11 protein-coding genes and 1 tRNA gene are annotated in these 15,573 nt (G+C 59.3%); 8 read left to right on the top strand and 4 right to left on the bottom strand.

Going from position 1 to position 15,573, the window contains the following annotated elements:
* On the bottom strand, nucleotides 1–1,818 hold the full coding sequence (gene msbA, locus LPB072_RS12840) for a lipid A export permease/ATP-binding protein MsbA (RefSeq protein WP_066090385.1): 1,818 nt from the start codon (nucleotides 1,816–1,818) through the stop codon (nucleotides 1–3).
* Nucleotides 1,819–1,993: 175 nt separating this feature from the next.
* Here msbA and tolB point away from each other — a divergent pair, with 175 nt between their 5' ends.
* The 8 genes from tolB to LPB072_RS12800 all read left to right on the top strand — a co-directional run bounded on the left by tolB (nucleotide 1,994) and on the right by LPB072_RS12800 (nucleotide 9,768).
* Nucleotides 1,994–3,304 (top strand): Tol-Pal system beta propeller repeat protein TolB, encoded by a 1,311-nt coding sequence (tolB, locus tag LPB072_RS12835; protein WP_066090382.1) that lies wholly within the window; start codon nucleotides 1,994–1,996, stop codon nucleotides 3,302–3,304.
* A gap of 140 nt (nucleotides 3,305–3,444) precedes the next feature.
* On the top strand, nucleotides 3,445–3,942 hold the full coding sequence (pal, locus tag LPB072_RS12830) for a peptidoglycan-associated lipoprotein Pal (protein WP_066090953.1): 498 nt from the start codon (nucleotides 3,445–3,447) through the stop codon (nucleotides 3,940–3,942).
* Between the two features lie 14 nt (nucleotides 3,943–3,956).
* The gene (gene ybgF / locus LPB072_RS12825; RefSeq protein WP_066090379.1) at nucleotides 3,957–4,751 is read left to right on the top strand and encodes a tol-pal system protein YbgF; all 795 of its coding nucleotides are present in this window, start codon (nucleotides 3,957–3,959) and stop codon (nucleotides 4,749–4,751) included.
* A gap of 97 nt (nucleotides 4,752–4,848) precedes the next feature.
* Nucleotides 4,849–5,961 (top strand): YeeE/YedE family protein, encoded by a 1,113-nt coding sequence (locus LPB072_RS12820; RefSeq protein WP_066090376.1) that lies wholly within the window; start codon nucleotides 4,849–4,851, stop codon nucleotides 5,959–5,961.
* Nucleotides 5,954–6,772: a tRNA threonylcarbamoyladenosine dehydratase gene (locus LPB072_RS12815; RefSeq protein ID WP_407927756.1), complete on the top strand. Its 819-nt coding sequence runs from the start codon at nucleotides 5,954–5,956 to the stop codon at nucleotides 6,770–6,772. The genes LPB072_RS12820 and LPB072_RS12815 overlap by 8 nt, the downstream gene beginning before the upstream one ends.
* A 70-nt stretch (nucleotides 6,773–6,842) precedes the next feature.
* Nucleotides 6,843–6,918, top strand: a tRNA-Lys gene (locus LPB072_RS12810).
* A gap of 282 nt (nucleotides 6,919–7,200) precedes the next feature.
* Nucleotides 7,201–9,279, top strand: a complete 2,079-nt coding sequence (gene ppk1, locus LPB072_RS12805) for a polyphosphate kinase 1 (protein WP_066090369.1) — start codon at nucleotides 7,201–7,203, stop codon at nucleotides 9,277–9,279.
* 6 nt (nucleotides 9,280–9,285) lie between these two features.
* On the top strand, nucleotides 9,286–9,768 hold the full coding sequence (locus tag LPB072_RS12800; protein WP_066090366.1) for a SixA phosphatase family protein: 483 nt from the start codon (nucleotides 9,286–9,288) through the stop codon (nucleotides 9,766–9,768).
* A gap of 37 nt (nucleotides 9,769–9,805) precedes the next feature.
* Here the strand turns inward: LPB072_RS12800 and LPB072_RS12795 are convergent, their stop codons facing one another.
* From LPB072_RS12795 to LPB072_RS12785, 3 genes are read right to left on the bottom strand one after another with little or no spacing between them, the layout of a single operon-like run.
* A complete protein-coding gene (locus LPB072_RS12795) occupies nucleotides 9,806–12,739 on the bottom strand; it encodes a hybrid sensor histidine kinase/response regulator (RefSeq protein ID WP_066090364.1) in 2,934 nt (977 codons plus the stop codon).
* 35 nt (nucleotides 12,740–12,774) lie between these two features.
* The gene (locus LPB072_RS12790; RefSeq protein ID WP_066090361.1) at nucleotides 12,775–13,890 is read right to left on the bottom strand and encodes a response regulator; all 1,116 of its coding nucleotides are present in this window, start codon (nucleotides 13,888–13,890) and stop codon (nucleotides 12,775–12,777) included.
* A 23-nt stretch (nucleotides 13,891–13,913) separates the two neighbouring features.
* Nucleotides 13,914–15,398 carry a Ppx/GppA phosphatase family protein gene (locus LPB072_RS12785; protein WP_066090358.1) on the bottom strand — a complete coding sequence of 495 codons (1,485 nt, stop codon included), beginning with the start codon at nucleotides 15,396–15,398 and terminating at the stop codon, nucleotides 13,914–13,916.
* Nucleotides 15,399–15,573 lie beyond the last annotated feature (175 nt).

Raw genomic sequence — 15,573 nt, 5'->3', positions numbered from 1 at the left:
TCAGGTGGCTGGGCTGTCAGTCTTGAAATTCTGGGAATGCAACCGGGCGTACAAGCCGTTGAGAGCCAGCAGTTCGCTGTGGGTACCTTGTTCAAGGATTTGTCCGTCGGCAAGCACGACGACACGGTCTGCGTGTTCGATGGTGCTCAGGCGGTGTGCGATGACAAGGGTGGTGCGCCCCTTCATCAAGTGCGAAAGGGCATCCTGTACCAGGCGCTCCGATTCGTTGTCCAGCGCCGAGGTGGCTTCGTCCAGAATCAAAATGGGGGCGTTTTTGTAGATCGCCCGAGCGATGGCTAGGCGCTGGCGTTGGCCGCCCGAGAGTTCGGCGGCATTGTGACCAACGGTGCTGTGGATGCCCATTGGCAAGCGCTCCAGCAAGTCCATGAGGTTGGCAGAAGCCAGGGCGGAGCGCACACGCGCCTCGTCGACTTCTCCATCCCCGGCACCCAGGGCCACATTGGCTGCAAGTGTGTCGTTGAACATGATCACTTCCTGACTGACCATGGCGAATTGCTGTCGCAGGTTGGGCAGAGACCAATCGGTGAGAGGCACGTTGTCCAGCAAGACCCTGCCCGATTCTGTTTCGACGAATCTGGGCAGCAAGTTCGCCAGTGTTGTTTTGCCCGATCCTGATGGCCCCACCAGAGCCAGCACCTCGCCAGGTTTGACGTCCAGGTTGATACCGCGCAAGGCAACGCGGTGCTCGCTGTTGAGATCGGTAACCTGGATTTCTTCGCGTGGCGAAGGGTAGCGAACCCAAACGTTTTGCAGGCTCAGGGCCCCTTGAACCCGGTCCGCCGTGTGTTTTCCTGACGGTTGAGGGGGGGTGTCTTCGATGAGTTCGAGCCCTCGCTCCAGAGCCGCCAGTCCACGGGTGATGGGACCGGCAATTTCGGCCAAATGGCGAATGGGCGCAATCAGCATGAGCATGGCTGTGACGAAGGCCACAAAGTTGCCTACGGTCACGCCGCTGCGGCTGCTTTGCCACAACGCCACAGCGATCACGGCGGAGAGTGCCAGCGCGGCCAGCATCTGCGTCAGTGGCGTCATGGCCGCCTGCGCGACTGTCGACTTCAAGGCCAGCCGGCGCAGGGCAACGCTGAGTTTGTCAAATCGCTCGCCTTGGCGGCCTTGCGCGCCGTGCAGACGCACCATGCGGTGGGCCAGGGCGTTCTCTTCGACGACGTAGGCCAGCTCATCAGTGGCTTGCTGGCTGGAGCGTGTGAGCTTGTAAAGGCGCTTGGATAGCACACGCATCACGACGACAAGCGCTGGAAAGAGGAACAGGACAATCAGCGTCAGTTTCCAGTTCAAGTAGAGCAGGTAGCCCAGCAGTGCCAGCAGGGTCAGGCTGTCCTTGGTCAGGCTCAGCATGGCATTGACCAGCATGGTGGAGCCTGTTTGCACCTCATACACCAGGGTGTTTGACAGCTTGCTGGCGCTCTGTTGGGCAAACAAGGTCATCTGGGCGTCATTCAGTCGGTTGAACATGGCTCGACGCAGGTTCAACAGGCCCAGGCTGGCGGTGTAAGAAAGTGCGTATTGGGCAATGAACCCTGCCAGGCCCCGCACACCAAACAGTGCCAGCAAAGCCATGGGAACTTTCCACAGGTCGAGGTCACCCTTGCCAAACCCCTGGTCCAGCAACGTTTTCAGCAAGGCCGGAATCATGGGCTCGGTCAGCGCACCGACCAAGGTGGTGATGGCGGCGACCACGATACCGGTCTTGGCCGTTTGGAAGTACGGCCAGAAACGGCGCAACCGTGCCGTGATGGTCTGCTGGGGGGCTTCGGGTGAAGTAGGGCTATCGTTCAAAGCAATGAAAGGAGTGGAACTTACATGACACGGTGTGTCTCCATCTTCGGCAACACCGGACAGTGAAGCTACAAGATGTCACGGTAGGCCGACGGGCATCCGTTATTATCTGCTGTCAAGTGTGGTGCAATTCGCACCGTTGTATCTTGAATTCATCTAACCCTACCAAAACCGAATGCAGGCATTGAATCGATCTGAATGGCATCCCTCGCGGCGTACAGTGTTGGCCAACGCCTCCGCGCTACCTTTGTTGGCGTTACCACTGTCACAGGCGCAAGCTCAATTCAGGGTCGAGGTCTCGGGTGTCGGGATGACCCAGATTCCGTTTTCGGCAGCGACTTTTCGCGGCAATGAGGCGGTCAACCAGGACATTGCGGCCATTGTTCGAGCTGATCTGGAGCGCAGCGGTCAGTTTCGTTTTGTCGATCCGCTGGCCGGTGCTTTCGATGAAAACACGGCGATTGATTTTTCACCCTGGCGCAGCAAGACAAGTGATGCACTGGTTACAGGCAGCGTGACCCGTCTCAGCGACGGGCGCTATGACGTGCGTTTCCGGCTGTGGGACATCGTCAAAGGGCAAGAGCTCGGCGGCGCCAGTTATCCAGTGCCAGTTGCCGGGCTGCGCAATGCAGCGCACAAAATTGCCGACTATGTGTATGAAAAGCTCACCGGTGAAAAAGGTGTGTTTTCAACCCGCATAGCCTACGTGACCAAGAATGGGCGGCAGCACACTTTGGTCGTTGCCGACGCCGACGGTGAAAACGCCCAGACGGCTCTCACCAGCAATGAATCGATCATTTCACCCAGCTGGGATCCAAAGGGCCGTCAGTTGGCGTATGTGTCGTTTGAGTCGCGCAAGCCGGTGATCTATTCGCACGACGTGTTTGCTGGTTCCCGTCGGCTGTTGGTGAATTTTCGCGGGTCCAACAGCGCGCCAGCCTGGTCACCCGACGGTAGCCAGTTGCTGGCGACCTTGTCCATTTCGGGTAACGCCCAGATCTATGCGATGTCAGCCAGCGGAGGCTCCCCGAAACGCCTGACACAATCGGGCAGTATCGATACCGAGCCTGTGTTCAGCGCCGATGGCGGCAGCATTTACTTCGTCAGCGACCGTGGTGGCTCGCCACAGATCTACAAAATGAGCGCCAAAGGTGGCAGTGCACAGCGCTTGACCTTCAGCGGAAGCTACAACATTTCGCCAGCGCCAAGCCCCGATGGGCGCTGGCTGGCATATATTTCCCGGGTCAACGGTGCATTCCGGCTGCATGTGATGGACCTGTCAAGCGGCGCTGTTTCGGCGGTGAGCGACAGCAGTGCAGATGAAAGCCCGAGTTTTTCACCCAATAGCCGCCTCATCATTTACGCCACCCGCGATCGCGGGCAGGAAGCGTTGATGACGTCGACCGTTGACGGGCGCATCAAAACCCGTCTCGCCAGCGCGCGAGGCGACATTCGCGAGCCTGAATGGGGCCCGTTTACACGTTGAAAACAGCACCCTGCAGAGGGTCGGACCAGCGATTTTTTTTTAACCAGAAAGGGACAACCATGAATATTTCCATTAACCGAGCGTCCCCAGAGACCACCAAAGGCGGTTTTTCAGTGGCTTCGCGCATTGGCGCGTTGGTGATGATCGCGGCGCTTGGCGCATGCAGCTCCGGCGTGAAGCTGGATGAGGCCCCCGTGGAAGACCGCAATGCACTGGCAACCGGCAGTGGAGGAACGGCGGGTAGCGGGGCTGATTCGCGCGTTGTGACCCCCGTGTCGGTCTCCGGGACAGAGATTCAGCAGCCTGACTCCATGGCGCGCATCGTGTATTTTGATTACGACAGCTTTGAAGTTCGTCAAGACTATGCCGCGACGTTGGAGGCCAATGCGCGCTATCTGAAAGCTGACAGCTCGCGCCGTCTTGCGCTCGAAGGCCATACCGATGAGCGCGGTGGTCGTGAGTACAACCTGGCTTTGGGCCAGAAGCGGGCTGAAGCGGTTCGCCGTTCGTTGTCGCTCCTGGGTGTGAGCGAGTCGCAAATGGAGCCGGTGAGCTTTGGTGAAGAAAAGCCAGCCGAATATGGCTTTGATGAGGCGTCGTTCGCCAAGAACCGCCGCGTTGAACTGACCTACCGTTGATTCCAGCTGTTGCCATGCTCACCAAACGCCTGTCGTTTTCCACTGTCGTGCCTGCCCTGAGTCTCGTAGCGGCAGCACTTTGGCCGTTGCAAGCCCATGCTTTGTTCGACGACGATGAGGCGCGCAAGGCCATTATCGATCTGCGCAACAAGTTTGATGCTCACAAACTGGCTACCGAGAACACGCTGGGTCGCCTGACCCAGAAGGCCGAGGAGGGCAATGTCGCAGGGCAGCGCAGTTTGATTGAGTTGTCTAATCAAAACGAGCAACTGCGCTCTGAGATCGCGCGTTTGCAGGGGCAGATTGAGCAACTGCAGCGCGATGTGTCGGAAATTCAAGGGCAGCAAAAGAGTGTCCAAGCGGCAGCTGACGAGCGTCGTCGAGCGCTGGAGCCCTCCACTGTGGTGGTCGATGGCATGAGTTTTTCGGCATCACCGGAAGAGACTCGCGACTTTGACAGTGCTTTGGCACTGCTGCGAAAAGCCGAGTTTGGCCCTGCCGAAGCGGCTTTTGGTGGTTTGTTGAAACGGTTTCCGACAACAGGTTATTTGCCGTCGGCACTGTATTGGTTGGGCAATGCGCAGTATGCCAATCGCGCCTATGCCCCCGCAATTGGAAGTCACCAGCGCCTGGTTCGGCAGTTTCCCAACCATTTGCGTTCGCCCGAGGCGATGCTGGCCATGGCCAACAGCCAAGTTGAGCTGAAAGACAGCAAGGCGGCCCGGCAAACACTCGACAGTCTGGTTAAGAGCTACCCTGACTCAGAGGCCGCCGCGGCTGCCCGAGAGCGGCTGGCGCGCTTGCGCTGAAGCTGACACGCCTCGCACAGTGGTTTCTTGACACCACTGTGCGAGCCGTGAGGCGGGATCGCGGTACGCGGTGCGGTCTCCTCCTACAATCGCGCCCATGGATATTGCCGATCTGAATTCTTTACGCGCGCAAGTATTGTGGGCGGCCTTTGCTGTTGCTGTGGCCTTTGGGGCCATTGCGCAGCGCACCCAGTTTTGCACCATGGGCGCGGTGAGTGACATCGTCAACATGGGCAGCTGGAGCCGGATGCGTATGTGGGCCCTCGCGGTTGGGGTGGCAACCATCGGGTTTTACTTCATGGGCTGGCTGGGGTTGATCGATACAGCCAATACCTTCTATGCATCCAGCCAGGTGATCTGGCTGTCTGCGCTGGTGGGCGGCGCCCTGTTTGGCTTCGGTATGGTGCTGGCCTCCGGGTGTGGGAGCAAGACACTCGTTCGCGTGGGGGCGGGCAGCTTGAAGTCCCTCGTGGTGTTTTTTGTGATGGGCATTTCAGCCTATGCCACTTTGAGTGGCGTGTTGGCGGTGGTTCGTGTCAACACATTGGATCGGGTTGCGTTCACTCTGCCTTCGGGTGGCACCTTGCCATTGTGGCTGTCCTCGGTATCGGGGGCCAACGCCGCAACCGTCGGATTGCTTGCCGCGTTGGTGGTGGGTGGATCGCTGGTTGCCTGGGCCATGCTGAGTCGGGACTTCCGAAATGCCAGCAACATATTGGGTGGTGCAGGTTTGGGTTTGACGGTCGTGGCCATGTGGTGGGTGAGCGGATACTTGGCCTTTGTTCCGGAGCACCCCCTGACGCTGGAGGCCACATACCTGGCGACAGACACCGGTCGCCTGGAGTCCCTGACTTTTACGGCGCCGATGGCGTACACCCTGGACTGGCTGATTTTGTTCAGCGATGCCTCCAACCTGTTGACTCTGGGGGTTGCCTCGGTAACGGGCGTCGTGGTGGGTTCATGGCTTCAGAGCCTTTATGCCAGAAGCTTCCGATGGGAGGGGTTTCGTGACACCCAAGACACTGCGTTGCACCTGGTGGGGGCCTTCTGTATGGGTGTGGGAGGTGTCACCGCGTTGGGTTGCACTGTGGGACAAGGCCTGTCCGGGTTATCGACTTTGAGTTTGGGCAGCGTGATTGCCGTGACCGGAATCATGCTGGGTGCTGTTGGCGGTTTTCGATTCCAAGTGTGGTTGATTGAACGTGAGTGAGGTGCAGCCATCGCCTGATGCCGGTGACTTTGAACGGCGATTCGGTGGACTTCGCCGCTTGTATGGCGTGGCCGGTGCGCAGCGGATTTTTGATGCCCATGTAGTGGTTGTGGGGATCGGGGGCGTGGGCTCATGGACCGCCGAAGCACTGGCTCGAAGCGGTGTGAGGAGTTTGACGCTGATCGATCTTGACCACGTTTCCGAATCCAATTTCAATCGACAGGTTCATGCCCACAGTCTCACGCTCGGGCAGAGCAAGGCGGAAGCCATGCGGGAGCGGATTGCGTTGTTTCATCCGACCTGCCGGGTCAACGTGATCGATGATTTCGTTACCCCCGACAACTGGCTGGAGATGGTTGCGCAAGCGGGTCGGGATTGTGGTGTGCCCCAGGTGGTGGTTGATGCCTGCGACCAGATTCGGGCCAAGACAGCGATGGCAGCCTGGGCACTTGATACCAGGCATCCCTTCGTATCAGTGGGGGCCGCCGGGGGCAAGCGCTTGCCACAGGGGGTGGAGGTCGATGACTTGGCCGGGGTGTCCCATGATCCTTTGCTTGCCAAGTTGCGCTATCAGTTGCGCCGCCAGCATGGTGCGGCTCGCACAGGGCGCATCCGATTGGTCTGTGTCTTCAGCCGTGAGCCGGTCGCACCCCCGGATGCATCGTGTGGCATCGATACAGGGGATGGTTCGTTGAATTGCCATGGCTATGGGTCTGCTGTTGGGGTGACCGCTGCTTTTGGTATGGCCGCAGCAGGCTGGGCAATGAATACCTTGGCCACTTCAGCAAAAACTTCTTTGGGTGATCTTTGAAAACCCGAAAAAAGACGCTATAATTTGAGGCTTCGCAGGGTTGTTAATGCAATCTTACGGAGCCCTTAGTGGGACGTTAGCTCAGTTGGTAGAGCAGTGGACTTTTAATCCATTTGTCGTGGGTTCGACCCCCGCACGTCCCACCAAAAATTTGCCTTCGGGCACGAAAAGCCTGCCACTGAAAAGTGGTGGGCTTTTTCGTTTGTTCGCTCGTCAGGTGTTGAGGGTCGCTGAGCTTTCCGCGTTGATCAAACAACGGGCACAGACAATCTGAAGTTGATTGGCAAGGGTGCGTTTCGTCCCAGCCAATGTCACAAAAGGTTCATGTCTCTGTCAAATAATGGGGCTGGACAAACATGGCACTCCTTCGTTCGTGCACACTGCATACGAATTGGTCATGTTGTAGCCAAATTGGTTGATCTGAATTCATGAGCGCAAGCACCTCCCCCAGTCGCCTTCCTTTTCTCAACCGCGATCACAGCATCCTGGCGTTCAACGAACGCGTGATGGACTGGGCGCGGCGTTCAGAGGTTCCTTTGCTCGAGCGGCTTCGGTACCTGGGTATTGTTTCCAGCAATCTGGATGAGTTTTTCGAAGTGCGCATGGCACCGCAGCTCAGTGCGTTTAAGGCAAACGAACAGCGTGGTCTGTACACCGCTCAGACCTATGCAGAGATCTCGGCAAAGGTTCACGAACTGGTGGCGGCGCAATATGCGATATACAACGATGCCTTGCTGCCACTGCTGGAGAAGAAGGGCATCAAGCTCGTGGCCCACGGTGAGCGCAACCAGCGGCAGCGACGTTGGGTAAAGGACTATTTCCAGAATGAGGTGCAGCCTCTGTTGATGCCGGTGGGGCTGGACCCTGCCCATCCTTTTCCTCAGGTTGCCAACAAATCGCTGAACTTCATTGTGAGGTTGACTGGCAAAGATGCCTTTGGTCGTGAGAACGAGATTGCCATTGTCAAGGTGCCACGCATACTGCCCCGGTTCCTTCGCATGCCACCGGTCAAGGGCTCGAAGCAAGCCCACTTTGTTTCCATTTCCAGTTTGATTCGCTCGCACCTGGCCGACTTGTTTCCGGGACGGCAGGTAACCGAATTCTCCCAGTTCAGAGTGACCCGCCATTCTGATCTGGCTGTCGATGAGGAAGAGGTCAAGAACCTGCGTACAGCGTTGCGCAAGGGTTTGCAGCAACGCCACTATGGCGAGGCTTTGCGGCTGGAAGTATCCGCTGGCTGCTCACAACACCTGCTGGATTTTTTGCAAAGTCAGTTCAACCTGCCGGTAGATGCCTTGTACAGAGCGCCTGGACCAGTGAACCTGGTGCGCCTCAACCAACTCATTGACCAGGTGGATGCGCCTGCGCTGCGGTTCGAGCGCTACAACGCGGGCTGGCCCACGCAACTGGTTCCTGGACAGTCCTATTTCGAACGCCTGCGGGAAGGTGATGTGCTCGTTCACCAGCCGTATGAGAGCTTCGATGCTGTGCTGGCGTTTCTGCGTGAAGCCGTTGAAGACCCCGATGTGCTTGCGATCAAGCAGACGATTTACCGCACGGGAGCCAAGTCACAATTGATGGAATTGTTGCGCGAGGCTGTGCGCCGCGGAAAGGAAGTGACAGCCGTGGTGGAGCTCAAGGCCCGCTTTGATGAAGAAGCCAACATCAGCTACGCCGAGCGCCTGGAGTCGGTTGGCGCACAAGTGGTGTATGGGGTGGTCGGGCTGAAGACCCACGCCAAGATGCTCTTGATTACCCGGCGCGAGGACGGGCGCTTGCGCCGCTATGCGCATCTGTCTACAGGCAACTACAACCCCGGCACTGCCAAGCTCTATACCGACATGAGCTACCTCACGGCAGATGAGGCCCTCACCAGTGATTTGGAGCAGGTGTTTTTGCATCTCGCCAGCCAAAACCGTTTGCCCAAACTGAACAAGGTGTTGTTGGCCCCTTTCCATCTGCACAAAGCCATGATTGAAAAGGTTGACATGGTGACGGCGGCGGCCCGCGCGGGCAAACCGGCACGCATCGTCTTGAAGATGAATGCACTGACCGACGAGCCCATGTGCCGTGCGTTGGCCCAAGCTTCGCAGGCGGGCGTGAAGGTGGATTTGATCATCCGTGGCGCCTGCATCCTGCCGGTTCAATTGCCGGGCGTCACCGACAATGTGCAGGTGCGCTCCATCATCGGGCGGCTCCTGGAACACTCCCGGGTGTTTTATTTCCAGGCCGATGACGTTGAAGAGGTCTGGTTGTCCAGTGCCGACTGGATGAACCGCAATATGTTGCGTCGCGTGGAGCTGGCGTGGCCAGTGACCGACCCGGCATTGCGTCAAAGGGTCATCGAGGAGTGCCTGAGCGTGAGTTTGAGCGACACCCGCGATGCCTGGTTGCTGCTGCCCGATGGGCGCTATGTGGCAGCCAGTACAACGGTGAGTGCAAAGGCGCGGGCCAAGCTGGTTTCGGGTCAGGCCATTCTGATGGAACGTCACGGCAGCAAGGGGTAGCAGGCGATGGATCTGATTCTCTGGCGGCATGCACAGGCCCAGTTCCATCCAGATCCTGTGCGGGGTGTTGCGGGTGACGGGGCTGATCTGGCCCGCCGGCTTACGCCGCGTGGTGAAAAACAGGCTTCCCGAATGGGGGCTTGGCTGGACCGCCAGTTGCCCAGTGGCGCCCTGGTATTGAGCAGTCCGGCCATACGGGCTGAACAGACGGCACTCGCTCTGGGCCGCAAGGTCAAGATCAACGACCTTCTGGCGCCCGATGCCGCACCGCTGGATCTGCTCGAGGCTGCGCAGTGGCCGACGGGCAAACAGACCGTGGTTCTGGTGGGTCACCAGCCCAATTTGGGCCGGGTAGTCGCCGGCTTGTTGGGGCTGTCAGAGCCTGAATGCGCGATCAAAAAGGGCGCGCTGTGGTGGCTTCGGTTTCGCGAGCGTGACGGATTGAAGCAGACCATTGTGGTGTCCGTACAAACCCCAGAGCTGCTCTGATTTCACACAGGTCAGCACGATCGAACTTTGCTGGTGTTCAGCCTTTGGCGATATGCCGTTCCAGGGCTTCGCGTGTCACCTGCAGTTCAAATGCCCATGATTGAAGCGCTGTTGAGGTCACCTGGCCTTCTTTTGCACCGCGCTCCAGTGCGGCGCAGTGGATGGCGAGGCCGTAGGCGCCCAAATTTTCAGCCGAACCTTTGAGTGCATGGGCCGCTTCAAACAAGCCCTTGCAAGCCGGTTGTTGGCATGCGGTCTGAATCGCCTGGTCGTAGGCGGGCAGGCCTGACAGGAAGTCCTTGATCATTTCCTTTCTCAGCGATGCGCTGGCATCTTCACACTCACCCAGTTCATCCCACCGCGCTGCATCGATGCGCTCTGGGTGGGGCGTTGACGGAGGGGGGGCAGCCGGATGAACTACGGCGGCCAAACCCGTATTCGGTTCACACCATTGGCTCAGTGCTTTCTGCAACTGGGCGAGCTCCAGGGGCTTGGGCAGGTAGTCGGACATTCCGGCGTCGATACATTGCTGTCGGTCTTCGCCAAGTGTTGAGGCCGAGATCCCGATCATCACCGGCGACCGGTTGCCCAATGCTGATTTCACTGCGCGTGCGGTGGAGCGGCCGTCCATGACAGGCATGTGGCTATCGAGCAGCACGACTGCATAAGGCTGTGACTCTTTTTCTGCGTGAAGTATGGCTTGCAGTGCGGCTTCGCCATTGACCACGCTGTCGTGCCGATATCCCAGGCGGGCCAGCATGGCCGACGCAACCTTGACGTTGACCGGGTTGTCGTCCACGACCAGGATCCTTTGGTCGTGGCTTTCTCTGGGCAGGGCTGGTTTTGACGCCGGCTGGATGGCGGTGAGCTCGGTCGGTATACACAGGACGCTGAACCGGAAGGTTGACCCCGCTCCAGGCGCACTTTCAACGCTGATCTGGCCGTTCATCAGCTCAACGATGTGTTTGCAAATCATCAGGCCCAGGCCCGTTCCGCCGTAGAGGCGCGCGGTCGATGTGTCACCCTGGGCAAAGGGCTGGAACAAATCGGGCAGCCGTGCGGGCGGTATGCCCACGCCTGTATCGGTGACGCTGAACCACAGCAAGCCTGGAACCTGTCGCTGGTCGTACCAGACTCGCAGGGCCACTTCGCCCTGGGCGGTGAACTTGATAGCGTTGGAGAGCAGGTTCAGCAGCACCTGGCGCAACCGAACCTCATCACCCATCATGGCTTGGGGCACGTCGGCGGCGACTTGAAAGGAGAGATGCAGCCCCTTTTCCCTGGCCTTGATGCGCATGATTTCGCTGGTGGCGGCGATGGTTGCCCGCACGTCAAGGGGTTGCCGTTCCAGTTGCATGTGGCCTGACTCAATTTTGGAAAAATCCAGAATGTCGTCCACCACGCCCAGCAACTGATCGCTGGAGAGTTTCAGCACACCCAGAAGTTCTCTTTGAGAGGAGTCAAGTCCGGAGTCGCTGAGAAGCTCGCTCATACCGACCACGCCATGCAAAGGCGTTCGGATTTCGTGGCTCATCACGGCCAGAAAACCGGCTTTGGCCTTGACCGCAGCCAGGGCCTCTTCACGTGAGGCGGCCAGTTCGGCGGTACGCAGGTCGACCCGTTCCTCCAGCAGGTGGGCGGCCTCTTGCAGTGCCAGATTCTTCTGCTCGATTTCAGCGTTTGAGCGTTGCAGCTTGACCGCGCTGTCGTGCATCACCTGGGACAGCGTGTGGACTTCCCGGAAGGGCGCCGCCTGCTGAACCTCAGGCCGCTGTCCTGCGCCGAGGGCCAGGGCTGCTTCGTTGAGCTGCCTGAATTGGCGGGAAAGGCCTCGGGCCACACCAAAGGCCACCAGTGCACTCAGGCTGATCAGTGTGGCAATCGCGAGCAAGGCCCATCGCCGTGCGGTGATGACTTGTTCGGTGAAGTCTCGTTCGGGCGCGACAACGATCAACTGCCAGTCAAGGTTGTATTTGGCTCCAAATGGACGATGCAAGGCCATGAGGCGGTGGTTTTCTCCCAGACCCATTCGCTGAACCCAGCTTTCGCCAGCTTCAAGCCGCACCATGCCGCCGGCTTGGTTCGTCGGCATGCTGTGTTGAGCGCTCAGCTGGATGAAGGAGTCGCGCACCAAGGCATCGTTGCTTTGCATGGGTGAGATGCGTTGGTACTTGTCTTTCACCCTGACGCTGAGTTCTTCTCCTGTCGACGACGCCACCATTCGGCCCTGGCCGTCCACCAGATAGGTCACGGCGTTGTCGCTGATCCGGGTGCTGCGAATCAATTCGGTGAGTCGGGCCAGGCTCATGTCGACCGCGATGACCCCGAGAAGGGTTTTGTCGTTTTCACCGTAAATGGGTTGGGCAAGCGTCAGATCAAACTGATTTTTGACTGCGGATCGATAGACGTCGGTGAAGGTTCGTTTGCCTGTGGTGGCCGCGAGTTGGTACCAAGGACGCTGACGCGGGTCATAGACGGTTGTTTCTGTCTTGATCAGGCGGTTGCGATCGCCTGGGTGGGTGATGAGATGGTGCGTGCGCCCCGATTCGCCGGGGCGGATCTGGCGCACGACAAAACCCTGCTCTTCGCGTTCTACGCCAAAAAACGCCCCGTCGGCACGTCCCATGTAGAGGTAGGGTACGTTGGCCGATTGCTGCGTGAGCGCGTAGGCCATGGTCTCAAATGCATCGGTGTCGTTGAGCCACCGGCGGGTGCGATCGCCTTCTGCGCCCACCGCGTCAAACGGAGGGACCAGTGCATTGACCACGGTATGCGATTCACCAAGGTGCGCCAGGGCCCCCACGTCGACGCGGTGTGCCGCCTGGCTCATGGCGTTTTCGGCCAGGGTTTCGATAGCTTCCGAGCTGTTCGCCGACAGCAGCCAGGAAGCAATCAAGGCTGGCGCCAGCGCGGCGATCACCAAGGCAAGAATCAGGGTCGGGCCGAGAGAGAGGCGACGGCGGGGATGCATGGGGCGGTCAGCGCAAGCAGTAGGCGACAAGGTTGTCAGGCTGTGATGGGTTGCACCGCACACACTTCCATCTTGCCCTTCGACGGGTCCACCGGCAGGAAATAGCGTTCCAAGGTTTTGACCGCGCCCGTGACGCTTCGAAGCATCGGGACCGACATCATCATGGCCCCTGGCACCTCAGGCGCCAGACGCTGAATGGCCATGGTGTTGACCACGGTCTCACCGACGGGCAGCAGGTGCCGGGCCCCACCCAGGAAGCCTTCCAACTGGGCCATGCCCACTGGTCCGCTGTGCAAGGCGATACCCACCTCAAAGGCGGGCAGCTTGCGCTGCGGGAGGTTGTCGCGCACGAAGGTATCGATGGCTGCGCTTGATTTGCGCAGGCCCATGGCTGCTTTCAACGCCCTTAACGCGTGGGGCGCTGTGAGCATGTGTTGGGTATCGGCATACACCGCGATCACGCCTTCACCCACAAAGTGCATCGCGGTGGCACCAAAGAGATGCACCGTGTCGCCGCTGTTCTCGTAAAAACGCTTGAGCACCATGCTCATTTCGGCTGGGGTCAGGGCGCCAAGCCAGTCACGGTAGTGCCGTATGTCGGCGAACAGCACCGTGGCTTCCGGGTAATGGGTGGTGTCCTGTTCGCGGCCATCTTGTGGCCACTGTTCGCTGAGCTCCCGCGCCAGACGGTTTTCGTATTGCTCGTGCAGATCCCAGGCTTGCGCTTCAAGCGCCTGGGAAAGCGCGCGCTGGTTTTCCTCGTCCTGCAGGGCGCTGCGCATGCGCTGGCGGTTGAACTGGGCATTGACGGCTTCAACCAGTTCTCGTGGGCGCAATGGCTTGGTGAGGTAGTCGTCAGCGCCCAGCAACATGCCCTGGCGCATATCTTGGCGCTCTTGCAACGATGTGAGCAGCAAAAAGGGGGTGAGCCCCAGAGTGGTGTGGTCGCGCAGCCGTTGCAGCAACGCGAAGCCAGTCATACCCGGCATGTTGACATCGCTGACGATGAGTTCGGGCGAACGCATCTCGATCAATCGCCAGGCACTTAGTCCATCGGGTGCGGTCAGAACCTCGTGGCCCTTGTTGCGCAGTGCGGTTGAGATCAACCGCTGGGTGCCGATGTCGTCTTCGGCGACGAGGATCAATGCCATGGTGTCATGCTCCTGGGCTGGCTCTAGCGGATATCGGCCGAGAACTTCCAGGCGGTTTTTTGCCAAGCCTGTACCTCTTCACCCAACAACCATGCAGACTGGGGATAGCGACGGCTCCAGCCGGGGTTGGTCGATATCTTGAAGCCGTTGCCTTTGAAACTGAGTTTGATCGACTGGTGTTCCGGGAGCTGTCGGGCATGGCACAACAAAACGGCCAACCGCAAACTCACCAGCTGTTTGGCAAACAACTCGTCATTGAGCGATTGCTCCAGTTTGCGCAGCTTGCCTCGCTGACCCAAAACGAGCTGACTCATGCGGTGCAGCTCGGGAATGGAAAAGCCCCGTGCGTCGACGTTGTCCAGAATGTAGGCGCCGTGGTGGTAGGAGCGGTCGTGAGAAATGTGGGTGCCGACCTCATGCAAGCGGGCTGCCCATGCCAGCTTCTGGGAGTAGCGTTCGTTTTGGGTGTCTCCAGCGGCCACCTGGGCAAACAAGGCCATGCTGACCTCGCTGACGCGTTGAGCCTGTGCTTCATCGATCGAGAAACGGTCGGCCAGCCATTGCACAGTGCGCTCGCGGACATCGCCACCGTCCGTTTCGCGGGCGATCAGGTCGTACAAGGCCCCTTGCCGCAGCGCCCCTTGGGCTGGCACCATCTGCTCGATACCAAACAGGTCAAAGATGGCGCGCAAGACGCTGACTCCGCCGCCGATGACGGCTTTGCGGTCTTCTTTCAGGCCTTCAAACTTCAGATTGTCCGCATTGCCGGCCTTAATCAGCTTGTCAACGAGCCAGTCCAGGCCCGAGCGGGTCACCACACCCGAAGCCCAGCCATTGGCGGCCAGGACGTCGGCAACGGCGCCCACTGTGCCGGATGAGCCATAGGCAATGGACCATTCCGAAGGGGGAAAGGTATCCAGAGCCTCATCCAGCACGGCCTTGGCCGCCACTTCGGCGGTTTTGAAGGCTGCAGCGGTGAACTGACCGCGTGGGAAATAGCGGGTCGACCAGGCCACGCTGCCCAACCGATACGATTCCAATCGGCGCGGCTCATAACCCAGGCCGAGGATCATCTCGGTGGACCGGCCGCCAATGTCCACCACCAGGCGCTTTTCGTCTGACAGCGGCAGCAGGCGGGACACGCCTTGGTAAATCAAGCGGGCCTCTTCCTGGCCGGGCACCACCTCGATGGCAAAACCCAGCAGGGATTGGGCGCGCCGCAGAAACTCGTCGCGGTTCTTGGCCTCGCGCAGGGTCTGGGTCGCAACAGCACGCACCTGTTGCTTGGTGAAGCCCTGGAGCCTTTCGCCGAAGCGCGACAGGCACTCCCAGCCGCGCTCCATGGCGGCCTGGCTGAGGACCTTGTTCTCGTCAAGGCCGCTGCCTTGGCGCACGGTTTCCTTCAGGTATTCCACTCGCTCAATGTGGCCAGCGTGAAACCGGCCGATCTCAAGTCGAAAGCTGTTGGATCCGAGGTCGATGGCTGCCAGGAGGGTACCGTTTTGCATGGGTGGGTGAAAACTTGGAGCCGGTGCTCAGTTCGGTCAGATGGGCGAGGGGGGTAGCTCGGATTGTGACGCATCACCTGACAGCGTCGTTTCAGCACTTTTGGGTGGACCCACCCAGGAGGGGTTGAATTCCATCATCAAACGCTTATGCTTCACACATCTTACCTGTCTGGAG

The sequence above is a fragment of the Hydrogenophaga crassostreae genome (genome assembly GCF_001761385.1).
Classification (GTDB): Bacteria; Pseudomonadota; Gammaproteobacteria; order Burkholderiales; family Burkholderiaceae_C; genus Hydrogenophaga; species Hydrogenophaga crassostreae.
This window is presented reverse-complemented; position numbering and strand designations above follow the sequence as displayed.